Source organism: Flavobacterium arundinis (genome assembly GCF_038289855.1).
In the GTDB taxonomy this organism is placed as follows: Bacteria; Bacteroidota; Bacteroidia; order Flavobacteriales; family Flavobacteriaceae; genus Flavobacterium; species Flavobacterium arundinis.
This window is the reverse complement of record NZ_JBBYHR010000003.1, coordinates 217,427-229,876: the sequence shown is the minus strand read 5'-3', so window position 1 is coordinate 229,876 and position 12,450 is coordinate 217,427. Positions and strand designations below refer to the sequence as shown.

At 43.4% G+C, this 12,450-nt stretch carries 16 protein-coding genes; 9 read left to right on the top strand and 7 right to left on the bottom strand.

The genetic code is table 11. From position 1 onward, the window contains the following. The gene (locus AAEO56_RS06680) at positions 1-234 is read left to right on the top strand and encodes a hypothetical protein (protein WP_341696258.1); all 234 of its coding nucleotides are present in this window, start codon (positions 1-3) and stop codon (positions 232-234) included. Between the two features lie 163 nt (positions 235-397). After that, entirely contained in the window at positions 398-628 is a 231-nt protein-coding gene (locus tag AAEO56_RS06675) for a hypothetical protein (protein ID WP_341696257.1), read from the top strand. 41 nt (positions 629-669) lie between these two features. Here AAEO56_RS06675 and hisS read toward each other — a convergent pair whose 3' ends face one another. After that, positions 670-2,094: a histidine--tRNA ligase gene (gene hisS / locus AAEO56_RS06670; RefSeq protein ID WP_341696256.1), complete on the bottom strand. Its 1,425-nt coding sequence runs from the start codon at positions 2,092-2,094 to the stop codon at positions 670-672. 180 nt (positions 2,095-2,274) lie between these two features. Between hisS and AAEO56_RS06665 the strand changes: the two genes are divergently transcribed. Then, positions 2,275-3,513 (top strand): ABC transporter permease, encoded by a 1,239-nt coding sequence (locus AAEO56_RS06665; protein WP_341696255.1) that lies wholly within the window; start codon positions 2,275-2,277, stop codon positions 3,511-3,513. 71 nt (positions 3,514-3,584) lie between these two features. Here the strand turns inward: AAEO56_RS06665 and prmC are convergent, their stop codons facing one another. Together prmC and AAEO56_RS06655 are read right to left on the bottom strand one after the other, a co-directional pair. After that, a complete protein-coding gene (gene prmC / locus AAEO56_RS06660; protein WP_341696254.1) occupies positions 3,585-4,430 on the bottom strand; it encodes a peptide chain release factor N(5)-glutamine methyltransferase in 846 nt (281 codons plus the stop codon). Between the two features lie 96 nt (positions 4,431-4,526). Continuing rightward, positions 4,527-5,024 (bottom strand): GNAT family N-acetyltransferase, encoded by a 498-nt coding sequence (locus tag AAEO56_RS06655; RefSeq protein ID WP_407934955.1) that lies wholly within the window; start codon positions 5,022-5,024, stop codon positions 4,527-4,529. Positions 5,025-5,077: 53 nt separating this feature from the next. Here AAEO56_RS06655 and ribD point away from each other — a divergent pair, with 53 nt between their 5' ends. Together ribD and AAEO56_RS06645 are read left to right on the top strand one after the other, a co-directional pair. Continuing rightward, positions 5,078-6,175 (top strand): bifunctional diaminohydroxyphosphoribosylaminopyrimidine deaminase/5-amino-6-(5-phosphoribosylamino)uracil reductase RibD, encoded by a 1,098-nt coding sequence (gene ribD / locus AAEO56_RS06650; RefSeq protein WP_341696253.1) that lies wholly within the window; start codon positions 5,078-5,080, stop codon positions 6,173-6,175. Next, the gene (locus tag AAEO56_RS06645; RefSeq protein WP_341696252.1) at positions 6,168-6,785 is read left to right on the top strand and encodes an HAD family hydrolase; all 618 of its coding nucleotides are present in this window, start codon (positions 6,168-6,170) and stop codon (positions 6,783-6,785) included. The genes ribD and AAEO56_RS06645 overlap by 8 nt, the downstream gene beginning before the upstream one ends. A gap of 156 nt (positions 6,786-6,941) precedes the next feature. On the opposite strand, the gene AAEO56_RS06640 is transcribed toward AAEO56_RS06645, so the two are convergent. Genes AAEO56_RS06640 through AAEO56_RS06630 form a run of 3 tightly spaced genes read right to left on the bottom strand, consistent with a single transcriptional unit; the run spans position 6,942 to position 8,460 of the window. Further along, positions 6,942-7,508 (bottom strand): hypothetical protein, encoded by a 567-nt coding sequence (locus AAEO56_RS06640; RefSeq protein WP_341696251.1) that lies wholly within the window; start codon positions 7,506-7,508, stop codon positions 6,942-6,944. Positions 7,509-7,523: 15 nt separating this feature from the next. After that, positions 7,524-8,111 carry a transglycosylase domain-containing protein gene (locus AAEO56_RS06635; protein ID WP_341696250.1) on the bottom strand — a complete coding sequence of 196 codons (588 nt, stop codon included), beginning with the start codon at positions 8,109-8,111 and terminating at the stop codon, positions 7,524-7,526. Positions 8,112-8,115: 4 nt separating this feature from the next. Continuing rightward, positions 8,116-8,460 carry a hypothetical protein gene (locus AAEO56_RS06630; protein ID WP_341696249.1) on the bottom strand — a complete coding sequence of 115 codons (345 nt, stop codon included), beginning with the start codon at positions 8,458-8,460 and terminating at the stop codon, positions 8,116-8,118. A gap of 94 nt (positions 8,461-8,554) precedes the next feature. On the opposite strand from AAEO56_RS06630, the gene AAEO56_RS06625 reads away from it, so the two are divergent. Continuing rightward, positions 8,555-9,166: an IMPACT family protein gene (locus AAEO56_RS06625; RefSeq protein ID WP_341696528.1), complete on the top strand. Its 612-nt coding sequence runs from the start codon at positions 8,555-8,557 to the stop codon at positions 9,164-9,166. A 60-nt stretch (positions 9,167-9,226) separates the two neighbouring features. Here the strand turns inward: AAEO56_RS06625 and AAEO56_RS06620 are convergent, their stop codons facing one another. After that, positions 9,227-9,631, bottom strand: coding sequence for an acyl-CoA thioesterase (locus tag AAEO56_RS06620; RefSeq protein WP_341696248.1), 405 nt, complete (start codon positions 9,629-9,631; stop codon positions 9,227-9,229). A gap of 188 nt (positions 9,632-9,819) precedes the next feature. Here AAEO56_RS06620 and dnaA point away from each other — a divergent pair, with 188 nt between their 5' ends. Genes dnaA through AAEO56_RS06605 form a run of 3 tightly spaced genes read left to right on the top strand, consistent with a single transcriptional unit; the run spans position 9,820 to position 12,428 of the window. Next, entirely contained in the window at positions 9,820-11,247 is a 1,428-nt protein-coding gene (dnaA, locus tag AAEO56_RS06615) for a chromosomal replication initiator protein DnaA (RefSeq protein WP_341696247.1), read from the top strand. A 3-nt stretch (positions 11,248-11,250) separates the two neighbouring features. Further along, positions 11,251-11,715: a low molecular weight protein-tyrosine-phosphatase gene (locus AAEO56_RS06610; RefSeq protein WP_341696246.1), complete on the top strand. Its 465-nt coding sequence runs from the start codon at positions 11,251-11,253 to the stop codon at positions 11,713-11,715. Then, the gene (locus AAEO56_RS06605; RefSeq protein ID WP_341696245.1) at positions 11,712-12,428 is read left to right on the top strand and encodes an SAM-dependent methyltransferase; all 717 of its coding nucleotides are present in this window, start codon (positions 11,712-11,714) and stop codon (positions 12,426-12,428) included. Before AAEO56_RS06610 ends, AAEO56_RS06605 begins: the two co-directional genes overlap by 4 nt. The last annotated feature ends 22 nt before the right edge of the window (positions 12,429-12,450 follow it).

Below are 12,450 nucleotides of genomic sequence, written 5' to 3'. Positions count from 1 at the left end.
ATGGAAAAAATTACTTACGACGGAATGAGGAATTTTATTATTGAAAGAGAATTGACTGACAGCGTAGCACTATCGCTTCACCCTGACAGTTTTGACGATTTGGTAATGGATTATCTTGACATCAATGGCAACCAAATTGAACGCCCTTTTGAAATCCTTGGGATCGAGATCCTGCAGGACAATACGGGAAGCGTTCCTAAAAACCTCGTGCAGGTACTTGACATGGTCGGATAAGCACGGTTTACTCATCTTACAAAAATTATCAAAAATCCCGTTCACGCAACTGAACGGGATTTTTCATTGGGCAATTTTGTAAGTATTTTGGCCAATTGCATAACACATAAGTAAGATATTTTCGCCTGCTTGCGCTATATTTTCAACAACTAAAAAAGTAGCTATGTACAGCAGCATGATGAATTTTGACGGAATGAGGAATTTTATTATTGAGAATGAATTAACAGATAGCGTGGTGATAGCACTACACCCCGAAAGTTTCGATGCCCTGGCTCTCGACTACATCAGGATACACGAAACCATAGAGCGCCCTTTTGAGATTTTAGGCATCGCCATAGTGGAAGACACTTCGGATACTATACCGAAAAATAAAATACATATAATAGAGCTATAACTCTATATACCGAGAAACCCTGCTTTGCGGCAGGGTTTCTTTTATTTTATCTTTTCAGCAAGTTCTGCCAGGCTCACGCTTTCCTGTGTACCTGAAGCCAGATCCTTCAGCGTGAACGTTCCCGCTTCCATCTCTGCATCGCCTGTCAGTACAGCGAAAGGTATCCCCCGCTTGTCGGCATGCTGGAACTGCTTCCCTATCTTGGCGGCATCAGGATACATTTCTACCTTGATGCCCGATTTTCGCAATTCATTCACCGCCTTCATCGCGTATAGCGCTTCTTTGTTGCCAAAATTTATAAACAATGCCCTTGTGATTTCGGTAACGGTAGCAGGGAAAAGCCCCAACTCTTCAAGAACAAGATAGATCCTGTCCAGTCCGAAAGATATGCCCACACCACTCATATTCTTTAACCCGAAGATTCCGGTTAGGTCATCATACCTGCCGCCGCCGCCAATAGATCCCATCGCTATTTCTTTCGGTGCGGTAACTTCGAATATCGCACCGGTATAATAGTTCAAACCCCGCGCAAGGGTAACGTCAAGGTCAAGCTCGCTTTTTCCAAGGCCAATTTCCATTACATTTTCGCAAATGAAACGCAGCTCTTCAACACCTTTCATTCCTTCTTCCGAAGAAGCAAGCAGTTCCGCCAGTTTTTCAAGCTTTTCAGATATTGTCCCTGTAAAATTAAACAGCGGCTGGACTTTTTGAATAGCATCAGCGGTAATGCCTTTTTCGAGCATTTCTTTCTTAACGCCGTCCTCGCCTATCTTATCCAGCTTATCTAATGCGACGGTAAAATCGATCAGCTTGTCTTTTGCTCCAATAACCTCAGCAATGCCGGAAAGTACCTTGCGATTATTTATTTTGATCGCTGCGCCATTAAGGCCAAGCGTTGTAAATACATTATCGTATAACTGCACCAACTCCACTTCCTGCCATAATGAGGTCGAACCTACCACATCGGCATCGCACTGGTAAAACTCGCGGAAACGGCCTTTCTGCGGACGGTCGGCACGCCATACGGGTTGTATCTGGTAGCGTTTGAATGGGAACTCGATCTCATTCTGGTGCTGTACCACATAGCGGGCAAATGGTACGGTAAGGTCGTATCGCAGGGCTTTTTCGGATATCCTTCCTGTGAACTTATTCAATTCAACTAACTGTTCCGTAGTAATGGTTTCAGAAGAATTTACCAATAGCTCTTCAAGTGAATCAGGCAGTTCGATTTTCTTCTTATCGAAAAAGAAATTACCCGAGTTGAGTATCTTAAAAATAAGCCTGTCGCCTTCCTCGCCATATTTTCCCATCAGGGTTTCGGAATTCTCAAACGTAGGCGTTTCGATAGGCTGGTACCCAAAAGTCTCGAAATGATGTTTTATCGCCCCTATAATATATTGACGTTTAGCCACCTCTGAGGGTGAGAAATCTCTTGTGCCTTTTGGAATACCCGGTTTCTGTGCCATTTTATCGAAATTACGTTTGTGCAAATATAGTCATTTCAGATTTTAGATTTCAGATTTCAGATTCCACTCAAACCCTGTAAATCATGCGTAATCTTATGCGGCAAGAGTGAAGCTCAATCTGAAATCTAAAATCTAAAATCTGAAATAATTACGTACATTAGTGCCTTAAAACGACATTCTATGTTCAGCCTGATCAGGGAGAATAGTAAAATAGCCTTCGATTCTATAAGGAGCCAGAAGCTCCGCACCTCATTGACCGTACTCATTATCGGCATCGGTATATTTGCATTGGTAGGAATACTCGCTGCGGTGGCCGTGCTGAAGAGCAGCATTATGGGGAACTTTTCGTCTATGGGTGCCAACACATTCTCTATTTCACGTTACGATTTTTCGCAGCAAATAGACAATGAGAACACAAAGGTAAACCCGATAATCAGCTACCCGCAGGCAAAGGAATTCCAGGAAAAATACACGTACCCTTCGGCGGCCACATCGCTTTCGTTTACCGCAGCCAGTAATGCCGAAGTAAAACATGAGGACAGAAAAACAGATCCGGAGATCACGATATTGGGTGCAGACGAATACTTTCTGCCCAACTCCGGCCTTGAAACCACGAGCGGGCGGAACTTCAACAATTTCGATATCAGTAATAACAATTATGTATGTATTGTTGGCTCCGACTTCGAGAAAGGGCTTTTTAAAGATATGAACCCTATCGGGAAAACCGTTTCGGTAAGGGGGGCAAGGTTTAAGGTGATCGGTGTACTAAAGGAGAAAGGCTCTACCTTTGGCAGCCGCCAGGATTTAAGGCTCATCATCCCGATACAGGTGGCACGTTCGCTTTTTACAGCACCAAGGATCGACTATGAAGTTAAGGTAATGATCGCAAACGGTGATATGCTGGCATCTGCGGTAGATGAAGCTGAACTCACCATGCGCCGCGTGCGCAGGCTTAACCCTGTTGCGAAAGATGATTTCGGCATCGAGCGCAGTGATGAACTTTTAAAGCAGATGATCGAAGAGCTATCGTTCCTTGGTATGTCCGCATGGGTAATTGGCATAATAACCATTTTTGGTTCCTCTATAGCGCTTATGAATATTATGCTTGTTTCGGTAACTGAACGAACCCGCGAGATCGGTGTACGAAAATCATTGGGAGCAACAAAACTGACCATTGCCATGCAGTTTTTTACCGAAACACTTATCATCAGCCTTATGGGCGGCGCAATAGGTATAATCCTCGGATTGCTTGTTGGTGGCGTGGGAGTGTCGCTGATTTTAAATATTGCATTCCCAATGCCATGGGAAGCGATCATATGGGCGTTGGTTACGGTAATACTTGTCACGCTTGTCTCCGGACTTGCACCTGCTGTTAAGGCCGCCGGGCTTGATCCTGTTGAGGCGCTGCGTTATGAGTAGTTTAGTTTTCAGTCGCAGTCGCAGTTTTTCAGCGCTTCCGTCATCTCGAGGAACGAAGCGATCTTTCCAAGTCAACGAATAGCACTAACCATTCTGTCATTACCGTAAATATCCTTTTTTAAAGTAACCTCACTGAATTTATATTCCTCAAGCATTTCAACCGTTTCATTTCCCAAATACTGGTTGATCTCAAAATAAAGCCTGCCATTTTCCGTAAGCCCACTTTTTGCAAGGAGCGCTATTTTGCGGTAAAACAAAAGCGGGTCGGAGTCCGTTACGAATAATGCCAGATGGGGTTCGTATTCCAAAACGTTGGGATTAATCTCAGCCTTTTCAAGCTCGCGCACATAAGGAGGATTTGAAACAATGATATCAAACGTATCAGGGAGCGACACAGCTTCCAGTATATCCTGAAGTAAGAACTTTACGGTAACGCCATTAGTGCCGGCATTTTTTTTGGCTACAGCCAATGCTTTTTCCGAGACATCAATGGCAAAAACTTCGGCGTCCGGAAGATTCTTCGCTAACGAAATGGCAATGCAGCCGCTGCCGGTACCAATATCCAGTATCTTTATTTGACCCTTGTACTCATTTTCTTTTATGATCCACTCCACCAGTTCTTCAGTTTCCGGCCTGGGGATTAGGGTATTCTCATCCACTTCAAACTCCAAACCGTAAAAATGTGCCCTGCCAAATATATACTGTATGGGCTTGTGTTTTTCAAGTTGTTCAAGAACATTGTTCCATTGTATAATCTCATCATCCTTCAAAACCGCATCAGGGTTCATGGCAAGATCAATGCGCTTCCATCCTTTCAACTCCTCTAATGCAATATTGAAAAAGCTCTCTGCCTCCATAGCATCATATAAAGGAGTTAGTTTTTCGAGAAAAGAAGTACGGTAGTCTTTTAGTTTCATTATTTGAGTTTCAGTTGGCCTCACCCCAACCCTCTCCAAAGGAGAGGGAGGAGCTACACTCTTGCCTATTAAATACTGAGTTACACATTACTCCGTTTACTCCCCCTTTGGGGATAAGGGGGCTAACATCCACACCTGGCAGGAGCTGTGGCCGGTATCGCCCATCGGGGCATCGAGGTATTCAAATCCGTTCTTTAAATATAGTTTCTGTGCGGCTTCCATGTACGGCATCGTTTCGAGATAGCATTGGGCAAACCCAAAAGCTACAGCTGTATTTAGGCATTTCGCTATCATTTGGGAGCCAACGCCAAGTCCGCGTGCTTCCACAAGAAAGTACATCTTCTGGAGTTCGCAAGTATCTACGGGGCCATTTTCCAGAGGTGCAGCTCCTGCCCCACCGATAACCCTGCCGTCTTTTTCCACGACAAAATAAGCGGCATTGGGCTGGTTATAGGTCTCGAACATACAGTCCAGCGAGACATCGGCATAAGCGGTACCAACTTTTGGCACATTGTGCTCAATAAGTACATCGCGTATCACTTTCGCAATCGCGGCGTTGTCTTCTTTTGAAATTTTCCTGATTATAATGCTCATGATGCAAAGCTAATCATTTTGGTAACGCCGGGAAACTTTGTAACTTTGAGACTTTGCAACTTTCAACGAAAAAAGTGACCCACGAAACCTACATGCAGCGGTGCCTCGAGCTTGCCCAGAACGGATTGCGTGCGGCAATGCCCAACCCATCCGTTGGCGCTGTGCTGGTACATAATGGCAGGATCATTGGCGAAGGCCATACCTCCCCTTACGGCGGCCCACACGGCGAAGTGAACTGCATCAATTCGGTTACCGAAGCAGACCGGCACCTTATTCCTGAAGCCATACTATACGTTAGCCTGGAACCGTGCAGCCACTATGGTAAAACACCGCCTTGCTGTGACCTTATAATCCATAACCATATAAAGAATATAGTTGTTGGCACCATAGACCCCAATGAAAAAGTGGCAGGCAATGGCATCCGGAAACTTCGCGAAGCCGGAAAAAATGTGGTTGTAGGCGTACTGGAAAAAGAATGCCGCGAATTCAACAGGCGGTTTTTTACGTTCCATGAAAAGCAGCGACCTTATATTATACTTAAATGGGCCGAAAGCGCCGATGGATATTTAAGCCCATTAAACAGAACATTAGATTCTTCGACTGTTGGATCGTTAGGGGATAAGAAACCTGTATGGATCACGAATACCAATTCCCGGCAGCTGGTACATAAATGGCGCAGTGAGGAAACAGCCATACTCGTTGGTACCCAAACCGTGCTGGACGACAATCCGCAACTGGATGTGCGTGACTGGAATGGACCAAATCCGGTGCGTATTGTACTGGACAGAACCGGTAAAATATCAGATCATTATTTTGTTAAAAATCAAAAAATAAAGACAATTGTCTTGACAGAGCAGGCAGATTTACCTAACTTAGAGAACCTGCTATACGAACAGGTGTCTTTTGATGACAACCTGCCACATGCAATTGCAACAGTTTTACACAGGTACAACCTGCTGTCGGTAATTGTAGAAGGCGGCCGCCAGACCCTGCAAACGTTTATAGATTCAGGGCTGTGGGATGAAGCTAGAGTTTTTAAAGGCACCACTGTTTTGCACGGCGGAACGAAGGCTCCTGATTTTGAATGGAAGCCCGTAACCCGGCAGGAACTACTAAATGATGAACTCTTAATTTTCAGGAATTATGGTTAACGCAATAATATTTGATTTGGGCGATGTGTTTTTAAACAAGGATGGCGATGCGAAACGCGCAGCTTTTGCAGAACTTGGCCTGCACGACTGGAATGATGACCTCGAAAAGCTGGAGAAAAAACTGGAAACCGGAAAGATTGACGAAGAAGGTTTCCTGAAAGGGATACAGCCGTTTACCAATAACGCCTCCCTGGAACAAATAAAGGAGGCCTGGAACCTGGGTATTGCCGATTTCCCATTATACCGGCTGGAATTCCTGCAAAAGCTGGCTGCCAATTACCGCCTGTTCCTGCTTAGCAATACCGATCCTATCCATATAGAGAAGTTTGAGCAGGAGGCCGGGGCTTCTTTCTATAGTGACTTTTACCAGTGTTTTGAAAAGATCTATTTTTCCCATGAAATAGGCTACCGGAAACCGGATGGCGAAGCTTATGAACACCTTATTAACAACCATGACATCCAGCCAAAGCGTGTGCTATTTGTAGACGACAAAAAATTCAATACCGATGCTGCCGAATCGTTGGGCTTTCGCGTTTGGAACCTGCAGGTAGGCGAAGAAGATGTGGTAGACCTGTTTGACAAGAAAATAATAGAGCCGGATGAGGTTTAGACAGTTTTCAGTCGCAGTCGCAGTTTTCAGTTGGACACGTCATCGCGAGGCACGAAGCGATCTTTCCTTAGCAATCATTAATTGACCAATTTATATTGTTTAAGGCTCTCGTCCAGTTTACCGGCAAATTTGCTAATAACAGCCTGATAGCTATCATCATATTTTTACTAGTTTATTCTTAAGAGCTTTGACTTCGTCATTGATAACATCATATTCATTAACTTCATGTGTAATAAATACCTCGCCCATTACATAGCGGGCCCAATTCTCCATATCTTTATCGTTAAGAATAGGTGATTCAGCAAAATATTTGGAAAACGCTACAGTATGGTTCAAGACAAATCTATATGACGAATAATCCAGTGCTTCTGAATAAAAACCGTCAGACCCATTCATCGATTTGGTGAAAACCATAAAATAGAAGAAATCCTTTTTTGTATCCCTACTGAACAGGCTATCCGTAATGGTTAGCATCTTATCATCATCTGCTATGACAAGCCTTCCTTTCGTATAAGTTTCCTTATAGTAATCATCTATTAAAGGATCATTCAAGGCATTATTAAGTTCTTTTTCAAGTGGAGTTACTTGTACTGCTTCGGTAATGACTTTGGTTTCAGGCTTATGCTCAGTACCCATTTCATCGCCTGTAAAATATATAAATACAAAAGTAACCGCCATTGCTACAACAGCTATCAGCAGGAATATTTTAAATGCGTTTTTCATTGTATTCAGGGATTATTAATTCTTCATCTTCTCCCTCAAACGCTCCACTTGTTTAGCAAGTCTTTTCGGGTGATTTTTTTTATTAAAAAAATATGGATTTTTTGACATTGCTATGAGTTCAAGCATCTCATCATCATTCAGATTTTCAAGCTCCTTATTATAATAGTAGCGGGTCGCTTCCTGAATGTTGTTCGTATTGTAGGCAAATACGGTATTATTCAGGGAAAATTCGAGGCACTGGCGTTGTGTTACATATTCTTCCAAAAAAAATGTAAGCTGTGCTATTTTATAAATCTTTCCTGAAGCCATTTTAACCGCTAAATCTGCTGCTGCATCCTGACATGGACAATCGGATTCGTCACCAAAAACCTTGCTTGCAAATGTTCTCCGGAAAGATTCTTCTAAGCCTGGATGTGTTGCCATATAGAGTTTTACAAAATCATCGGGAAGGTTTGGTGAGGAAGTTACTGCAGCAATCGCTATTTCCCTTTGTGATGTGTCAAAAGAAAAATACGCCCCATATGCCAGGAAGCAGTAGCTGCCTGCCAAAATAATCATAAAAAACATGACAAGTTTAATAAGGATGCGCTTTGTTTTATTCATAATCCTAACTATTTATATCAAAAATCGCTATAATAACTAATAATAAAACAACGGCAAGCACCGCCACCAAATACAGTTTTTGAACTTTCCTGCTATCTGCAATATCATGCATAGTGATAGTATCTGTAGATGCAGGAATACCTATATCCATTATAATGGCATCGATTTTTTCCCGGTAATCATCCGGCAGGAAATAGCGTATGTCACTACCCAATGTCGACTGATTATCATCAATATGGTATGGAATACCCTGCTCCATAAGCTCAGCCTCAAAAGAGATCTTGTTTTTAAGGCTTACCCAAAGCTTAAAGTGGCTTCCTTCCTTTATATAAAAAGTATCTGAACTCATGTTTAGAATCTTTCCACAAGTATAACGATTTTTCCGTCTCAAACTGAAAACTGTGGCTGCGACTGAAAACTTATTTTCTACCTTTGCAGTCCTTATGGAAAACGACACTTATAAAACCCTTGCTTCACCCTCTGAAGAAACGCTGTACAAGGAAAAGAACAGCAAGTTCTTCGGGCTGGCTTTCCCTGTAAGCAGTGAAGACGAAGTGAAAGCTATCCTTGAGGAAGTGAAAAAACGGCATCATTCGGCACGTCACTGGTGCTATGCTTTCCAGCTGGGTACCGAAAAGGTATATTACCGAGCCAATGACGATGGGGAACCTAACAATTCGGCAGGGATGCCCATTTACGGGCAGATACAGTCGTTTGGCGTTACCAATGTACTGGTTGTGGTAGTGCGTTATTTAGGCGGTGTAAAGCTTGGTGTGGGCGGACTCATATCGGCCTATAAAATTGGGGCGCAGATGGCGCTTGAGGCTTCGGATATTGTGGAGAAAACCATCGATGTGCATTATACCATAAAATTCGGCTACAAGGATATGAACAAAGTGATGCGTGTTATTAAGGAGAAGAACCTCGACATCGTTTCACAAAAAATGGAAATGGACTGCGAGATCGTGATCAGCACGCGCAAAAAAAATGCTGCCCCGGTTGAAGCAGCATTTGGAAATTTGTATGAAGTGATAATAGCCACCGAGGCCCCCTAACCCCAAAAGGGGGAATTGCCACGATTGCTAAACCATCCGGGGGAGTTCCCCCTTTGGGGGTTAGGGGGCTGGATTTATCTTCTCCAGCACATAATCAGGTGGTAAAACAGGCCGGCCGGTTTCCATGTTTACAAACACTAAAACCGAGTTGCCGGTTGTTAATAACTCACCCATTTCACTATAGATTTCATAGTCAAATTCTATCTTTACAGACGACTGTTTTTTGAAGATCGTACGCACTGTTAAAAGGTCGTCATAACGGGCAGGTTTTTTATAATTTATTGTTAAAGAAACGACAGGAAGCATGATCCCGTTCTTCTCCATAAAGCTATAGCTAAGTCCCAGATTACGAAGCCATTCAACACGCCCCATCTCGAAGTATTGTGCGTAGTTCCCGTGATAAACAACGCCCATCTGGTCGGTTTCCGCATACCTTACACGTATATTAAATTCGTGAAATTCCATATATTTTAAATGTTAATTTTCTATTAAAAAAACCTAAATAATGCTTACAATTTTTTTTTATTAAAATCAATATGGAAACAATTTTTTTTTACAATTTTTTGTTATCATATTTGTTCTCCCGAACCGGAACGAAATTCATTCCTTCCAATTTGTAAGACAACCTTTAATAAACGACTAATATTCAGTGTATGACGAAAACTGCTCAATCGGTATGGGACAACTGTCTTGTGTTCATAAAAGACAATATCCAGGATCAGGCCTATAAAACCTGGTTCGAACCTATCAGGGCAGTTGAGTTGACCGACAGCGCGTTGTACATACAGGTTCCAAGTAAATTCTTTTACGAATGGCTGGAGGAACACTACGTGAAACTGCTGAAAGTAGCACTTACCAAAGAACTCGGGACCAGCGCAAAGCTACTGTATAAAATTAAGATGGAAAACACTTATGGCAATAAACAGCCTTTTACAGAGCAGTTGCCAAGTGCCCATCGTTCGCCAATGAAGCCACAGGAAGTGGATGTCCCCCTTCAAAATAAAAACCCGGAGCTTAAAAATCCTTTTATCATACCCGGTATCAGGAACTTAAAGATTGAATCGCAGCTGAATGCCAATTACAGCTTCGACAACTTTTTCGAAGGCGACTCCAACAGGCTTGCCCGTTCGGCAGGTTTGGCTGTAGCCAATAAGCCCGGCGGTACATCGTTCAATCCGCTATTGATATTTGGCGGCGTAGGACTGGGCAAGACCCACCTTGCTCATGCCATTGGTATAGAGATTAAAGACAAATACCCTGAAAAAACCGTATTGTATATTTCTGCCGAAATATTCACACAACAATATATTGATTCCGTTAAAAGGAATACCCGTAACGACTTTATCCACTTCTACCAGCTGATAGATGTGCTGATCATTGACGACGTGCAGTTCCTTTCGGGCAAGACCGGTACGCAGGATGTGTTTTTCCACATCTTCAACCACCTGCACCAAAACGGTAAGCAGGTAATCCTTACATCAGATAAGGCCCCTGTTGATATGCAGGATATTGAGCAAAGGCTGCTTTCCCGTTTCAAATGGGGGCTTTCTGCCGAACTGCACCAGCCTGATTATGAAACAAGGATCTCTATCCTTAATAATATATTGTATCGCGACGGTGTGGAAATGCCGGAAGAGATCGTGGAATATGTAGCCAAGAACATCAAAAGTAATGTTCGCGAGCTTGAAGGGGCCATTATATCCCTGATAGCACAGTCATCGTTCAACAAGCGTGAGGTGAACCTTGAGCTGGCAAAAATGGTTGTAGAGAAATTCGTAAAGAATGTAAAGCGCGAAATATCAATCGACTACATCCAAAAGGTTGTATCTGATTATTTCCAGCTTGATGTAGATACATTGCAGTCAAAAACCAGGAAGCGCCATGTGGTGCAGGCAAGGCAGCTTGCTATGTTCTTCGCCAAGAAATTCACAAAGGCTTCTTTGGCAAATATCGGCTCCCAGATAGGCGACCGTGACCACGCCACTGTGCTCCATGCCTGCAAAACGGTGGATAACCTTGTTACTACCGATAAGCAGTTCCGCAAATTTGTTGACGATATCAACAAGAAACTATCCATATAATACATGGTTAAGATTTTGATGGTTTGCCTCGGGAACATTTGCCGCTCTCCGCTGGCAGAAGGCATCCTGCAATTCAAATTGCCGACAGATAAATTCATTGTCGATTCGGCCGGGACAGGCGACTGGCATGTTGGGCACCAACCCGACAAAAGGTCGGTACTCACGGCAAAAAACCGCGGCCTCGACATAAGCTGCCAAAAGGCGCGTCAGCTAAAGCAATCCGACTTTGAGCACTTCGACCATATTTATGTTATGGACACCTCCAATCTGCGCGACGTAACACAGCTTGCACCCCATGCTGAAGCAAAAGCAAAAGTAAAGCTGATGATGGATGAGATTTTCCCCGGACAGAATGTGAATGTACCCGACCCCTACTTTGGCGGGCAAGAGGGATTTGACAAAGTTTATGACATGCTGGACGAAGCCTGCGAATTGGTTGCCCAAAAACTTTTAAAAGAACACGCATGACTTTAGGAAAGTTATACCTCCTGCCTGTACCCCTTGGCGACGATGCCGACCCGAAACAGGTACTTCCTGATACCGTTGCGCGTACTATTGAGTTCATAGACCATTATATCGTTGAGAACGAAAAGACCGCAAGGCGCTTTATCAAGGCAATACTCCCAACCAAAAAACAACCCGACCTGATACTATCGTTACTTAACAAGCATACCGAGCCATCGGAGCATCTTGATTTTATAAAACCCTGCCTTGAAGGGAAAAATGTTGGATTAATGTCGGAAGCCGGATGCCCGGGTGTCGCCGATCCCGGTGCCGTTATCGTAAAGATAGCCCACGAAAAAGGGATACAAGTGGTTCCGCTAGTTGGCCCCTCCTCTATCCTGTTGGCCCTTATGGCCTCAGGCATGAACGGGCAGAGCTTTGCATTCAATGGCTACCTTCCCATAGACAAATCGGATAAGAAAAGTGCGCTGAAAAACCTTGAGAAACTATCGCAGGATAAAAAGCAGTCACAGATCTTTATGGAAACGCCTTACCGTAATAACAAATTTGTTGAGGATATACTGGATACGCTACAGCCTTCAACACACCTGTGCATTGCTGCCGATATCACACTCCCAACAGAATACATTAAGACAAAAACCATTGCGCAATGGAAAAAAGAAAAGGTCGATTTGCACAACAGGCCATGCATTTTTATAGTGCATAAGTTTAATTAAAATAAGGAATACTGCAAAACTT

Excerpts from the sequence above, each read along its gene's own strand:
- AAEO56_RS06680 (WP_341696258.1), top strand. The coding sequence starts at position 1 with ATGGAAAAAATTACTTACGACGGAATGAGGAATTTTATTATTGAAAGA.
- AAEO56_RS06675 (WP_341696257.1), top strand. The coding sequence starts at position 398 with ATGTACAGCAGCATGATGAATTTTGACGGAATGAGGAATTTTATTATT.
- hisS (WP_341696256.1), bottom strand. The coding sequence starts at position 2,094 with ATGGCACAGAAACCGGGTATTCCAAAAGGCACAAGAGATTTCTCACCC.
- AAEO56_RS06665 (WP_341696255.1), top strand. The coding sequence starts at position 2,275 with ATGTTCAGCCTGATCAGGGAGAATAGTAAAATAGCCTTCGATTCTATA.
- prmC (WP_341696254.1), bottom strand. The coding sequence starts at position 4,430 with ATGAAACTAAAAGACTACCGTACTTCTTTTCTCGAAAAACTAACTCCT.
- AAEO56_RS06655 (WP_407934955.1), bottom strand. The coding sequence starts at position 5,024 with ATGAGCATTATAATCAGGAAAATTTCAAAAGAAGACAACGCCGCGATT.
- AAEO56_RS06645 (WP_341696252.1), top strand. The coding sequence starts at position 6,168 with ATGGTTAACGCAATAATATTTGATTTGGGCGATGTGTTTTTAAACAAG.
- AAEO56_RS06640 (WP_341696251.1), bottom strand. The coding sequence starts at position 7,508 with ATGAAAAACGCATTTAAAATATTCCTGCTGATAGCTGTTGTAGCAATG.
- AAEO56_RS06635 (WP_341696250.1), bottom strand. The coding sequence starts at position 8,111 with ATGAATAAAACAAAGCGCATCCTTATTAAACTTGTCATGTTTTTTATG.
- AAEO56_RS06630 (WP_341696249.1), bottom strand. The coding sequence starts at position 8,460 with ATGAGTTCAGATACTTTTTATATAAAGGAAGGAAGCCACTTTAAGCTT.
- AAEO56_RS06625 (WP_341696528.1), top strand. The coding sequence starts at position 8,555 with ATGGAAAACGACACTTATAAAACCCTTGCTTCACCCTCTGAAGAAACG.
- AAEO56_RS06620 (WP_341696248.1), bottom strand. The coding sequence starts at position 9,631 with ATGGAATTTCACGAATTTAATATACGTGTAAGGTATGCGGAAACCGAC.
- dnaA (WP_341696247.1), top strand. The coding sequence starts at position 9,820 with ATGACGAAAACTGCTCAATCGGTATGGGACAACTGTCTTGTGTTCATA.
- AAEO56_RS06610 (WP_341696246.1), top strand. The coding sequence starts at position 11,251 with ATGGTTAAGATTTTGATGGTTTGCCTCGGGAACATTTGCCGCTCTCCG.
- AAEO56_RS06605 (WP_341696245.1), top strand. The coding sequence starts at position 11,712 with ATGACTTTAGGAAAGTTATACCTCCTGCCTGTACCCCTTGGCGACGAT.